Source organism: Peptoanaerobacter stomatis, assembly GCF_000238095.2.
GTDB classification, from domain to species: Bacteria; Bacillota; Clostridia; order Peptostreptococcales; family Filifactoraceae; genus Peptoanaerobacter; species Peptoanaerobacter stomatis_A.
The window spans coordinates 1,861,742-1,876,029 of the sequence record NZ_JH815225.1 but is presented as its reverse complement, the minus strand read 5'-3'; the positions used below and the strand labels follow the sequence as shown (position 1 = coordinate 1,876,029).

Below are 14,288 nucleotides of genomic sequence, written 5' to 3'. Positions count from 1 at the left end.
GCAGGTTCATTTGTTTTTCCTTCTTCATACAATCCTACTTCTACTTCGTAACTATTCAATTCATTTTCGTTTACATATTGCCATGTCTTGTGTGCACTGTATTGTACTTTTTCAATTGCTGTATTTCTAACTTCCTGGATTATTTCCATATCATTTACATTTAATGATATTTCTTCTTTGTTTATTAAATAATCTTTAGGAGCTTTTGTTTCTTTTAATTCATATTGTCCGTAAGGTATATTTACTTTTACTGTTCCATTTGAATCTGTTGTGATTTTCCCATTAATATTTACATATCCGTTTTGAGTCATCTTATATGGAACAAATAATCTTTTGTTTTTGTATAGGCTGAACTCTGCTCCTGGTAATGCCTCACCTGTTTTGTCGTCAACTTTTTTTATTGTAAGCTGAGGCATAAATACTTTTATTTTTGGTTTAGGGAACTTTTTCTGTCCTAATGTAGCACTTTGATTTGCATCTAACCATATACCATAATCTGTTTCTGCAAGTTTATCTACATCAGGTTCTATATCGTATTTTATTGTGAATGACTCACCTTCAGCTAATGTTATTTTTTCTATAGTTATAGTATCATTATTAATTTTAAGATTATCTTCTATAGCTTTTTTTATCTCAGCTTTTCTTTTAGCTGCAATTTCTGAATCATTATTTTTAACTGATACATTTATAGAACTTTTTATGTCATCTAAACCGCTTATCAAATTAACTTTTTCACCCATAATATCTGTTAAAGTTTCATCAGATATTGTAGGATTTGATATTTCTTTGTATAAGATGTTTTTCAAGTTTTGAGTAAAGTTTGACATATTGGCTGATGAATCAGGATAAAACATATCAGGCTCACTTGCTAAAGCTTGCAAGTATGTTTTAAGTTCTTCCTCATTTGCCCCAATACCCATAGTATATATACTTGTATTGTTATCCTTTAGCATTTGAGCTCTAAGTATACCTGCTACTCCATTATCCTTAACATTAATATAGTCACCTGTAAAATATCCTTCCTCTTTATTTTTTTCTGGTCTTCTATATTCCGGTAAATCACAATTTCTAAAGTATCCTTTTATATATTCCCAACTTTCCCCTACATAGTGTGAATCTACTTTATCCTTAAGTTTTCCCCAAAAATTTTTACGTTTCCAATATTCCGGTACTTGACAATTTCTGAAATAACCTTCTATCCATTCTGCTTTATTTATATGATGTGCAGGCTCCATTATAGGTATTAATTCAAAATTTCGTCCATCACCTCTTGTGACAGTATCATTGAACTCATAATTACTATAGTTTTTTATTTCTGTTGAAAATGTAGGTTTGCCGTCAGTCATAAGTACAACTATTCTTTTGTTATCATTATTATCAAACATAGCACTCACTTCGCTTAATGCTTTGTCTGTATATGTTCCTCCTTCTGCAACAAGAGACTCAACACTACTTCCCCAACCAGTTGCATTAACGCTATCATAAGGCGGATTAGTATCAGTTACAACTTTTTTCAAACCTGTTACAGGGCGACTTTCTCCTGCAAATGATACAAGACCTACTCTTATATCTCCTTGAAGATTTTTTTCTTTTACCAAGAGTTGTACCAAATAAAAAGAATTTTTTAAAGCCTCTTTTAGCTTAGAAATTCTTTGATTTTTATAAGGAACATTATTTTGCGTTCCGTCAAGCCCAAACTTCATAGAGCCTGATGTATCTACTAAAAATACTATATCTATCTTCTTTTTTGTAGATTCTGTAGATTTTACAGAGCCTCCTTCAGCTCCTATGGTTACAGTTGCTTTTTTGCTGACATAATCCTTTTCTTCTATAGTTTTGGTAAGTTTATAAAGCATATTGCCTTCATTATCTTTAACTTCTGCTATTCCGTTACCCTCGTTTTGCACATCTATAGCTGATGGTTCAGTAGCGGCAAAAACTTCTTTATTTGTAGATAATAGTGTGGTAAACACTAACATCACAGCAAGAAATATATTTAAAATTCTATTTCTCACTTTCATTTTCATTTCCTCCTTTCTGTTTGTTGCAATAATACTCTTAAAAGTATTATCGTATTATGATTAGTATGTTGTGATATTTAGTATTTATATCTTGCTGTTTCACATCTTTAGGTTATATATGTAGTTTGACATTCCAAATTTTGATGCATATGTTTTTTTAAATGATGTTGTATATTGTTTTACCTCTTTTTTAACATAATTTCCAGGCGTATGTATTGTAATGTTTGGTTAAAAAATATTATAAACATCCTATAATATTTTTTACTCATAGTAACTAAATTATGTTTAATTAAGTATAAGTTACCGTTTGTCTCATATGCGTATATTGTATAAAATGCCCTATAAAATATGAATTACACATACTCTAAAATCGTTAAAGATGTCTATTCATAAACTTTTCTTATATTGTTGTAGTATAAGTTGTGTTTAATATGATATAAGTCCTATATATCTACTGAAGACATTATATACTTTTTATATATTTTTTTCAAGGTTTTTTTTATAAATTTTATTGCTGTATTTAAAGATTTTTTTATTCATCGCTATTTCACTATAATTAATCTAATATTTCTATAAAACAACACTTATTAAGTATAGTATTTATATGTTATTTTATACGAATATTAGATAAAAAGGAAATAGAATAAATACAAACAATATCTATAAATATAGTTATATATATTGTGTAAAAATATGATAGCATTTTTACCTAATATCGTATTGTGATATAAAAATTTGCAAAACCATATTACAGTTTGCGATTATATGATATAATTTATGTGTATTATTGATAATAGTAACTCATTTAATAATGAATATAACAAAATAAATATAATTTTTTAGCTTATAATCTTTTATATTTATTTTTTTGGTTATTAATGTAATACTAACAGTTAGTAAAATAATGGATATTATCAATTTTAAGAATTTATTAACTAAGTAAAATCAAGTATACTTAAAATAAAAAACTTAATCATAAATTTTATCTATTAATCAACCAAATATTAGTATAAATATGTATTTTATCATCTATTTATACCGAAAAAATTATTTTAATCTGTTAAAACTATACAATAAAAAATATTGTTGTTCCTAATTATCGGTATATATAAAGATGATTAATATTTTTTAATAAAAGGAGTGTGTTTATGCAAAATAAACTTATGCAAAGAAGCGAAATAAGCGAGGATTTGAAGTGGAATATAAAAGGGCTATATGAGAGCGAGCAGGATTATGACAATGATGTAAAAAAACTACAGGATTTATCTTGCAAGTTCAAAGCTGATTACGATGGTAAGCTTAATGATGAAAATACTATACTTGATGCACTGAAAGTGTACGAGCAAATAAAGATACTGATTGACCACACTGAGCATTATGCAAGCTTAGACGTATCTGTCGATATGAACGATAACTTCAAAAACTTGAGGGCGAGCAAGTACGGTATGATGGTGTCTGAGGTATTTGCAAATATATCTTTTTTCACAAGCGAGCTTGCTTTACTTGACGTGACTATGCTTGAAAAATGCAAGTCTTTAGATAATAATTATGCTGTATTTTTTGAGGATATTATAGCTGAAAAACCTCATAAACTGGATAAAAATATTGAACACGCATTATCTATGCTTGATGTTGTGCTTGAATCTCCATCTGATTGTTATGAAAACACTAAACAGATGGATATCAGATTTGATAATTTTGAGGTAAACGGCAAAAGTTACGAGATGAGTTTCGTAAAATTTGAAAACGAATACCAATATGAGAGGGATACTGATGTAAGACGTAGTGCGTACAAACATTTTGCTGAAAAATTGGATATGTACAAGCATACTATTGCTACAGACTACAACACTCAGATACAAAAAGAAAAAATAATGTCAAAAATGCGTGGTTTTGACAGTGTAATCGACTATTTGTTATTCCCACAAAAAGTTACAAGAGATATGTATAACAGACAAATAGATACAATAATGACAAAATTAGCTCCTGTTATGAGAAAATATGCATCTCTTATCAAGAAAAACAACAATCTTGACAGAATGACTTTTGCTGATTTGAAATTACCTTTGTTTTCTGATTATGCACCAAAATTGAATATTGATGATGCTAAGGACTATGTGTATAATGCTCTCAAGGTTTTGGGTGATGAATATTTGGAAATAGCTATGAATTACAAAAAGGACAGGTGGGTTGATTTTGCACAAAATATCGGTAAATCTACGGGAGGTTTTTGTGCAAGTCCTTACAAGAAACAACCTTATATATTGTTATCTTGGACAGGGCTTTTGAGTGAAGTGTTTACTCTTGTTCATGAAATCGGTCATGCAGTCCATTTTTCTCTTGCTCAAAAACACAACAGCATATTGACACAAGAGCCGTCTTTGTATTTAGTGGAAGCTCCCTCTACTTGCAATGAGATGCTACTTACAAATTATCTGATTTCAAACAGTAAGGACGAGAAATTTAAAAAATGGGCTATGTCTTGTATGATTGAAAATACTTATTATCATAATTTTGTAACTCATTTGTTGGAGGCTGATTATCAAAGAAAGGTATATGATTTAGTTGACAAAGGCGAAACTGTAAATGCTTATATCTTATCTGATTTAATGAAAGAAACTTATACTAATTTCTGGGGAGATGAGATAGATTTATCTACTGCTGAATATACTTGGATGAGACAACCACATTATTATAACGGATTATACTCTTACACTTATTCTGCCGGACTTGTTGTGGCTACAGTCGTAAGCCAAAACATACTCAATAATGTTAAAGACGCTGATAAAAATTGGATTAAGTTTTTGAAATCAGGTGGCACAAAATCTCCTATAGAGTTGTGTAAAGTAGCTAATGTTGATATATCAACAGATAGTGCATTAAATTATACAATAGATTTCATAGCAAAAACCGTTGATGAAATAGCAAAATAATTTGCTCATTATAAAATGCAAAAGCACGCAGATTTCTGCGTGCTTTAATTTATTTTGTTCCTACTCTTATTATTTTCGGCTTTGCTGAATATCTGTCTTTTGAAATTATGATTTTTTTGCCGTCTTCCATTTTATATGTTACGCTGGTTTGCCCTAATTGTCCATAGCTTTCTACTATTTGAGTGCCTTTTGGAAGTGAACTGTCCTTTTTGTATATTGTATATGGATAAATATATGATGTACGCTCTGAATATATTTGTACTTTTTTTGCTTTTGTGGTATCTCCATATACTTTTGCGGTTAAAATTCCGTTTTGGGCATAAGTTTTTATAAATATCGGAAACGGATAATTATTTTTATATTTTAAATCAGGTGATGTATCACCAACCGTTGCATCTCTGCCTATAGGTACATATTTTGCAGGAAAAGTATGATTTGAGCGTTCTTTTATTTCTACATTTCCTTCTAAAAGCGCATTATATAATGTCGTGCTTACTTGACAAACTCCGCCACCTATTCCGTTTTTATATTCGTTATTTACAATTACAGGTGCAGGTCTGAAACCTGCGCTATAAGTTATTTTCCCTATTTTTTGCAAAAAACTGACTTCTTCTCCCGGCATTAAGAGTTGGTTGTCTATTTTGCTTGCTGACAGCTCGACATTCCATGCTCTTGATCTTCCGCTTGTTCTATAATCCGTTTGAAAACTTGATATAACTCCGTTTATTTGTGACAATTCTTTATATTTTAATTTTGGTGATTTTGTATCAAACGGAATTTTTATATCTATGTCTTTTTCTTTATCGTTTTCTATTTTTTCTTTAAGCTCATTAATTATTTTGGATGCGATTAATTTTTTGCCGTCTCTTCCTGCTGTTATTGTTATTTTGTCATTTTCTATGCTTATGCTTGCTTCTATAGGGTCACTGTTTAATTCTTTACCGACTTTATTGCAAAATTCTTCTATTTTTTTATAATTATGAGTATAATCCAAGTCTATATATTCTTTATCTCCAAAGTAAGAAAGATTTATTATTTTCAATATATTTTGAAATGTATCTTGATTTCTACCTATTGCAATAGCTTTATCCACTGCATCTTGAACTTTGTAGTTAAAGCCCGCATCCTTCAAATCAGTTTGCCATTTTTTGTTATTATAGATTAAACTTAATGTTCCAAATTCACAATTTTTACTTATGGTGTCATATGCCTCGCTTTTTGTCATTCCTTGAACATTTATTTTATTTATATACACATTTTCATAAATGGTGTCTTTATTTACTAGCGAAAAAATGAATATAATTAATGATATGATTATTATTATAAATGATATTGCTATTATTAATAGCGGCTTTTTATTTTTCAAAATATCACCTGTTATCTAATACTGAATTTGTTCTAAAAGCAAAATGCTCCTACTCCAAGAGCTCCAGGTCCGCTGTGTACTCCCAAAGCCGGTGTCACTACATCATATTTTATATATTTTACCGCCGACATTATTTCATCTTTTAATATTTCTTCTATTTTTTTCAGCAATCGTTCATCCTTTTTATACACTATTGCAATATAGTGTTTCTTGCCTACATTTTTTGCTACAAATTCTTTTATTCTATCTGTTATATCAGCTATAGCCTTATCTTCGCTTCTCGTTTTAGATACAGTATGATATATGCCTTCATCATTGCAAGCTATTATAGGCATTATCTTGAGTAATGTTCCAACAGTACCTACAACTTTACCTACTCTTCCCCCTGCTATGAGATATTTAAATGTATCTAAATAAAAATATAATTTCGAATTATCTATATTATTTACTTTTTCATATAACTCATCTATAGATATTTGAGGGTTTTCTTTGAGTAAATCTTGTGCATATAGTACAAAAAATCCTGTGCCAAGCCATACATTTTTTGTATCTACTATTTTAATGTTGATGTCTTGTTCTTCTTTTGCTGCCATACAAATTGCATTATGAACACCGCTTAGCCCTGATGACAGACTTATTACAAGTATATCTGTATAGCCGTCAGACTTTATTTTTTCTATCATCTGTTTTATTTCTCCGACTGAAGGTATGCTTGTTTTGGCTAATCCTTCTTTGTCCATTTTTTCATAAACCTCATTAGAGCTGATTTCCACCATATCTTTATATGATTTATCTGAAAAATGCACATATAAGGGTAGCATATATGTGTCTTTTTCCCAATAATTGTCTGTAAGTCCACAGCCTGTATCTGCCAATATTGCTATTTTATCCATATTTTTCTCCAATTCATAAATAAAAATATTTCAATTTATACTTTTTATTCTGTTAAATACTTTCTAATTTTTATAATAAACTTTTATAAAAAATTTATATTTAATCATATTTAAAAAAATATCTATACTTAATCAGATAACAGCATTATTTAAAAATCTATAAATTATCTTTATAATTATACTCTATTTAATTATAATTGTCTTTACAAATTTTAATATTTGAATTAATTTCTATCATATAGAGACTTTTGGAGAACAATTAAGTTATAATTTCATATCGCCGTATTTGATATAGCCTTTTTTTCTCATATATTCAGATATTATAAGGCTTATTAATGCAGGCAATATAAAATGCATTATAATTATAGGTATCATAGCTTGTTTACCCATAACTGTAAGAGTCGATACTTGACCTACCAAACCGCTTGTTCCCATACCTGCTCCAATGCTGTCACACTCCATTTTAAGCACTGTTGTTGATATTGGTCCTAAAATTGCACTTGATATTATTACAGGTATCCAAATCTTAGGATTTTTTATTATATTGGGTATTTGTATCATAGATGTTCCTATACCTTGTGAAATCAATCCGCCAATTTTATTTTCTCTATATGATATAACTGCAAAGCCTATCATATTGCAACAACAACCTACAAGCGAGGCTCCGGCAGCAAGTCCGCTAAGACCGAGTGATATAGATATTGCTGCCGAACTTATTGGAAGTGTAAGTATAATTCCCATTATTACCGATAAAACTATACCCATCAATATAGGTTGAAGCGTTGTGGCTGTATTTATTATCATACCGAGCGTACTCATAAGCGTACTTACTGCCGGTGATATAAACATTCCTGTTATTGCTCCTGATATTATAGTGATAGCCGGTACTACAACTATATCCACCTTCGTCTTGCCGTTTATTCTTTTCCCTACCTCGCAAGCTACAAGCGATGATACAAATGCTCCGACCGGTTCTCCTATACTTAGGACTGCACTGTTATCTACAAATTTTATACTGCCTCCTCCGAATATACCTGTTACAAGCGATGCAAATATTACAAGTGGCGGGCAGGATAGTGAATATGCAACTCCAACTCCGATTGCAGGTGCCATCATTAGCTGTGCAGTTTTACCGAATAATATGAGCATCTGATGATTTAATATTTCTCCCAATTGTTTTAGAATAAGTCCTATTATAAGCGATGAGAAAAGTCCAAGTGCCATACCGTTTAATGTCTTGATAAAATAGTTTTTTATTTTCATTTTTATCTCCTTTTTTAATTTTAATGCAAAAAAAGACAATCTAAGCAAAGCCTAATTAGGCTGTTACTTAAATTGTCTTTTTTATATACTCATTAACTTTTTTATTAATAAATATATTTTTTAATTTTTATTATTTTATATTTTTTTACATCATCTGTCAAGTTGATGTTATTTATTTACTGCAGTATTTTGTTCAAATGCGTTTTGATGTAAGAATTCTATTGTGTTTGGTACGTCTACGCTTTTTATGTTGTTTTTGCAAAAAGCATACATATCTAACTTCTTGATTGATTTAGGTACTTTCACATCTGTAAGTGAATTTTTATAAAATGCTGATGCACCTATTTCTTCAACAGAATCAGGAAGGTCAACATTTTCAAGATTATTAAGTGCAAATGCACTTGGCTCTATAGTTTTAACATTGTTTCCAAATTCTACTTTTTCCAATTTGTTGTTATAAAATGCAAATCCTTCTATATCTTTAAGTGCATCAGGAAGTTTTACTTCTTTTAATGCACATACTCCGAATGCGTCATAACCTATACTTTCTACTGTGTTTGGTATAACTACTGAAGTAAGTTTTCTTCTGTAAAATGCGTTATCTCCTATTCTTGTAATAGGTAGTCCTTCAGGTGTAGTGTCAGGTATAACCATATCTGTAAGTCCTTGAGTTTTTACCTTATCTTTTCCTTTTGCTGTCATTCCCTTTAATTCGTTTCCTTTAAAAATAAAATCATCATTTTCCCACATTGGCCTGCCTCCTAATTAAAATCTATTCATTTGTACTATTTCATTAAATGTTTCAAGTTGTGTCTTAACTTGTCCGAAGTCTACCATTTGTTGGTCATATCCCATTTTTATAAGCGGAACTTTCGCTTCATCAAATGCTTTCTTTAATGAAGGGTATTCCATTTCTTCTGTGTCATTAAAGTTCATCATAAATAACAGACAGCCGTCCGCTCCGTTTTCTTTTGCCAAATCAAGCACATATTTAGGACGTTTTGTTATATCAGGATCGTATAATATAGGATCTTCGTCCATACGTGCAAATTGATCTGCAAGTGCCATCATAGGATCTTCTATGCTTAGGTCTATGTCTACTTTAAGTCCTCTTGATTCATGTGCTACGTCATCTGCAACTATGCAAACTTTATAGTTGTCGAATACTTCAAGCAATCCAGGATTGTCTGTTATAATTCCGCTTGTAACTACTTTTACTCCGTCCCAGCTTTCTTCAGGTAATTGCTCTAATTTTGCATTCAATTCTTTCAATAAAGCAGTATGCTCGTCTTTAAGCATGAAGTATGAACTTTTCAGAACATAACATCTGTCTGATGCTTTTATAGATTGCGGATGAGTTCCTGCCAATTTTATAAATTTTCTTTTTTCAGCTCTGTTTTCGTTATAAACTTCAAATGCTTTTTTCAAGCTTTCGTCTGTAACTTTTACATCGCATATTTTTTCCAATTCTTCTTTTGCTTTTTTAAATATTTTTGCGTTATATATTTTTCCGAATTCTTCTTTTCTATGTTGTCCATGATTTAAAAATATCATAGGTATTTTTCTGCCGGCACTCACTTTGTAGTTTTGTGAAAATGGTCTTAATGTGTCATCCAATGTAGTAATCATTGAAGCTGATAAACCGTCCAATGTACCGTCAAGAGCCATTTCCAAACATCTAAGAGCTAATGAATAATAAAAAGTAGGGAAATATTCTTTTGCTCTTTCTATCGGACCTTGTCCGCCCCATACACCAAACGGAACTACTCCTGCAGCATATATTATTTCCTCAGGTGCATAATATGGAAATACTCCTGCAGCTTTTTTACCTTGTGCAAGGTATTTATCAAGTTGTTTTCTTGGATTATTAGCATAATAGCTAAATTGTTCTAACAATTCTTTTATTTCACTCATCGCCATTTTCTCCTTATTTTAATGTTTCTTTTGACCAATCTGTTTCTTTTGTATTTTCAAAATTAGTGTAAACTTCTTCGCCTTTTGCAAGTCTTTCTTCTTTTCTTTCTTGCATTATTTCAACTAAACCTTGTACTCTTGTGTTGTACTGTTCTGTTGAGAAGTTTCTCTCATCTGCCTGGTCTCCGTCAAAGTGAACTACAGGTATGCCAAGGTCTTCTTTCCATCTTCTTTCTATCTCAGGCATAGCACCACTCCAAGGTTTGCAGCTACGATTGTAGTTTACAAGCGCTCCACTTATACCGTTTTCTTTTGCCATTGTTTCTCTCCACTCAACACCTGTTTCTATACAAACTGAGCAAGGAGCTTTACAATAAGCTGCAGCCATTTCTCTAACATTATTATATTTAAATCCGAATGCAGGTGCATAAACTACGGCTGTTACATTAACTCCGTTGTCTTTTAAAGGCTCATACAAATGTCTTAAACCAGGCCAGCAAGGTATACCTTCAAATAATATTCTATGTTCTTCCGGATATTCCCAAGTTGAAGTTCCGTCTTTTATAGATTGCTCGAATTCTTGAGCAAGTAATTCAAATCCAAATGCTGCATCTTCGTCACATCTTGCAGTAACAATGTCAGCCATGTGGTTGAAAAGGTCAAATCCGCTTAGAGGAGACGGTTTTACTCCCATGTAGTTACAAGCTTTAAGCCATGCAGACGCAGTTCTGTTGGCAAGTGAACATGCATCTTCAAATTTTTTCTCGTCAAATTTTTTGCCTGTAAGTTCTTCTAATTGTTTTATTGCATGGTTAAACTGTCCTATTAAGTAATCCACTTTTTCTTCCGGTACATCTACCGTATTTGAAAATGGTATATCTATCATTATTAGAGGTATATTGTGCATTCTTGCTATATTTTCATACCATTTTGTCATCATATTACAGATATTGTTACAGCAAAGCAAGAAATCAGGCTGAGGCATTCTTCTTGAATCTGTAGGCTCACCGGCTGCAAGCGCAAGACTTATTCTTGCGTATCCGCATATATCGTTATCATATCCCATATCTTCAGCCGCTTGGCAAAGTCTCAATCCGTCTTTTTTTGCTGCTGTTGTAGCCGCATGATTTTCAGGATAAACTACATTTAAGTCAAATGCCTTAGCCAATTCTATAGGGAATTTTGATGAACTCCAACCTACCAATTCTCCTCTTCTTTTTGCTTCCCAAGCATTGTTATAAACTTTGTCCACTACGCCTCTTAATATAGCCGCAGCAGGTTTGTGACCTTCTATAGGTCTTGGTGTTTTGTTCGGTAATTTTTCCATTTTACCAGCCATAATAATGTCCTCCTATAAATTAAATTTTTCATATTTAAAATTGATACTTCTCAATTTTTATAAAATTTATAATGTATATCACAACTATGAGCACAAAATAATGTTGTTTATTTTATAAACTCATATTCATTACTAAATGAATTTATATTTTAATGTATTAAAAAGTCTGCATACGCTTTTTATAAACTTATTTTGTCTTATGCATATATTTTTGATAAGCAAAAAGCGCCGCTCCAAGTGCTCCGTTTAACTGACAGTATTCGCTTGTGTGTATTTTAAAACCTATATTGTTTTCAAGCGCTCTTACCATACCTTTATTAAGCGCAACACCACCTGTCATTATAACATCATCTCTAAGACCTACTCTTTTTGCAAGCGAGCCTACACGACTTGCAATTGAAGTGTGTATGCCTTTGACTATATCTTCAATTTTTGTGCCTTTTGCAAGCTGAGAGATTACTTCAGACTCTGCAAATACAGTACATGTAGAGCTTATAGTTACATCTTTTGTAGATTTTTCATCCAATTTTTCCAAATCATCCAATGTTACTTCCAATACCTTGGCAATAACGTCCAAAAATCTTCCTGTACCGGCAGCACACTTATCATTCATAACAAAATTTTCAAGCATACCGTTATCATCAATTTTAAGAGCCTTTGAGTCTTGACCTCCTATATCTATTATAGTTCTAACATTAGGGAATAAAAAGTAAGCCCCTTTTGCATGGCAAGATAACTCTGACATTTGGAAATCAGCCTCTTCAAGAGAATTTCTACCGTATCCTGTAGCTGCTATATATTTTATATCTTCTCTTTTTAAATTTGCATTTTCCAAAACCTCTTTGATTGCTCTTGACGGTCCTGATGTTCCTGCACCGACGTCTATTATAGCCTTTGCAACTATATTTTTTCCGTCTTCAAGGATTATACACTTAGAAGCCGTTGAACCTATATCTACACCCAAAGTATATACTTTATCTTCCATTAAATCACCCTTTTTAATATAATTTAAAGTTTTCAAATGATAAATTATATTTTATATATAAAACGCTATCCTTTTGAATTATTTATTGCATTTTTAACTCAAATCTACAGCAAATCATAACTAAAACATAACATCATAAAAAATATTTTCTTTTACATAATATATTATATCATACTATAGCCTATTTGTATATTTTTTAAATCAATTTTTGCAAGAAATATTTCAAAAAATAAAAAAGCCCACTTAATTGCAAGACTAAGTGAACTTTTTTAGTATCAGTTTTAATTTTTTTTAAAATTTTTGTAAAAAATTATTTACAGAATTTTATAGTTTCAATATTAATATATTATAATTACACAAGGCTTTTGGCAAAATCCAAGAATTTAGTAATTATCATTGCATTGGTTATATTGCTTATAAAGCCTCCTATTACAGGCACTACAAAAAATGCTAATTTTGAATACCTATATTTTTTGCAAACTGTCTGCATAGTCGTCATAGATACCGGCACAGCACCTAAGCCAAATCCCATATGACCTACCGCCATTACTGCGGCATCATAATTTTTGCCGAGCAAGCGGAAAGTAATAAAATAGCAAAACAATACTATAAGCACTATTTGTGCAACTAACAACGCTATAAGAGACATACCCAAACCTGAAAGTTGCCACAATTTCATAGAAATTATAGACATCGACACGAACAGAGCAAGAGAAAATTCTCCGACAGCATCTATGGCTTCGTACAAGTTTTCATAGTCATTTTTTCTATAATCGTACACAATTCTTATAACTATGCCACCAAACATACAGCAGACATGTATAGGCAAATCCCAACCTATGTGTTTCAAAAGCAAAAACATTATTTGACCTATACCACAAGCAACGCACATAAGCAAAACTGCTTGTATAACATTGTTTTTGTCAACCATAACTTTTGCTTCGCTGCTACTTTTTTCATCATCTTTTCCGTCTAAAGCAGGATTTTCAAAATGAAATCTTTTTATCATAAAATTACCGAACGGTCCTCCAAGTATAGAACCTGCTATAAGCCCGAATGTTGCAGCCGATATAGCCACCTCTAATGCTTCTGTGGCTCCTGCCTCTACTGCTATAGGAGCAAAAGACGCCGCATTTCCATGACCTCCTGTCATAGGAATACTACCTGTCATCATTGATATAAGCGGATTTATTCCAAACACTCCACCAACTCCAAGCGCTACTGCATTTTGCAAAGCCGACAACAACGCTGCAAGTACAGCGAATATAATTACCAATTTACCACCTTGTTTTAGAAGCGACATACTTGCTGCAGCCCCGCTTGCTGCAAAGAAAAGACAATAAAACAAAGTATTTACCGTCTTATAATCAAAATTAAATTCAAAGATGTCGGCATAATAAAATATCAAAGAAATAATTGCAACTATTGTTCCTCCTACAACTGATGCCGGAAGACAATATTTTTTTAAAAGATAAATTTTGGCTCTCAAAAATTCTCCCAAATATATAGCCAACACTGCAATGAATAAAGTCTCAAACATTCCTAATTCCAATACTGTTCTTTCCAAAGAATCA

Annotated in this window: 10 protein-coding genes; 1 reads left to right on the top strand and 9 read right to left on the bottom strand. The window is 31.4% G+C overall.

Annotation, left to right across the window (positions count from 1 at the left end):
- A partial coding sequence (locus HMPREF9630_RS08140) for a VWA domain-containing protein (RefSeq protein ID WP_009528020.1) occupies positions 1–2,021 on the bottom strand: 2,021 nt, incomplete at its 3' end.
- A gap of 1,148 nt (positions 2,022–3,169) precedes the next feature.
- On the opposite strand from HMPREF9630_RS08140, the gene pepF reads away from it, so the two are divergent.
- Complete coding sequence (gene pepF, locus HMPREF9630_RS08135) at positions 3,170–4,954, top strand: oligoendopeptidase F (protein WP_009528019.1); 1,785 nt, start codon at positions 3,170–3,172, stop codon at positions 4,952–4,954.
- A 49-nt stretch (positions 4,955–5,003) separates the two neighbouring features.
- On the opposite strand, the gene HMPREF9630_RS08130 is transcribed toward pepF, so the two are convergent.
- From HMPREF9630_RS08130 to gltS, 8 genes are all read right to left on the bottom strand, one after another.
- Positions 5,004–6,320: a VanW family protein gene (locus tag HMPREF9630_RS08130; protein ID WP_009528018.1), complete on the bottom strand. Its 1,317-nt coding sequence runs from the start codon at positions 6,318–6,320 to the stop codon at positions 5,004–5,006.
- A 32-nt stretch (positions 6,321–6,352) separates the two neighbouring features.
- Positions 6,353–7,213, bottom strand: coding sequence for a DegV family protein (locus HMPREF9630_RS08125; protein ID WP_009528017.1), 861 nt, complete (start codon positions 7,211–7,213; stop codon positions 6,353–6,355).
- Between the two features lie 264 nt (positions 7,214–7,477).
- Complete coding sequence (locus tag HMPREF9630_RS08120; protein ID WP_009528016.1) at positions 7,478–8,476, bottom strand: PTS sugar transporter subunit IIC; 999 nt, start codon at positions 8,474–8,476, stop codon at positions 7,478–7,480.
- A gap of 168 nt (positions 8,477–8,644) precedes the next feature.
- The gene (locus HMPREF9630_RS08115) at positions 8,645–9,226 is read right to left on the bottom strand and encodes a leucine-rich repeat domain-containing protein (protein ID WP_009528015.1); all 582 of its coding nucleotides are present in this window, start codon (positions 9,224–9,226) and stop codon (positions 8,645–8,647) included.
- A 15-nt stretch (positions 9,227–9,241) separates the two neighbouring features.
- Complete coding sequence (locus HMPREF9630_RS08110) at positions 9,242–10,390, bottom strand: 2-hydroxyacyl-CoA dehydratase subunit D (protein WP_009528014.1); 1,149 nt, start codon at positions 10,388–10,390, stop codon at positions 9,242–9,244.
- Between the two features lie 13 nt (positions 10,391–10,403).
- Complete coding sequence (locus HMPREF9630_RS08105) at positions 10,404–11,729, bottom strand: 2-hydroxyacyl-CoA dehydratase subunit D (protein ID WP_009528013.1); 1,326 nt, start codon at positions 11,727–11,729, stop codon at positions 10,404–10,406.
- A 187-nt stretch (positions 11,730–11,916) separates the two neighbouring features.
- Complete coding sequence (locus HMPREF9630_RS08100; protein ID WP_009528012.1) at positions 11,917–12,714, bottom strand: acyl-CoA dehydratase activase; 798 nt, start codon at positions 12,712–12,714, stop codon at positions 11,917–11,919.
- A 352-nt stretch (positions 12,715–13,066) separates the two neighbouring features.
- On the bottom strand, positions 13,067–14,281 hold the full coding sequence (gene gltS, locus HMPREF9630_RS08095) for a sodium/glutamate symporter (RefSeq protein ID WP_009528011.1): 1,215 nt from the start codon (positions 14,279–14,281) through the stop codon (positions 13,067–13,069).
- Positions 14,282–14,288: the final 7 nt, after the last annotated feature.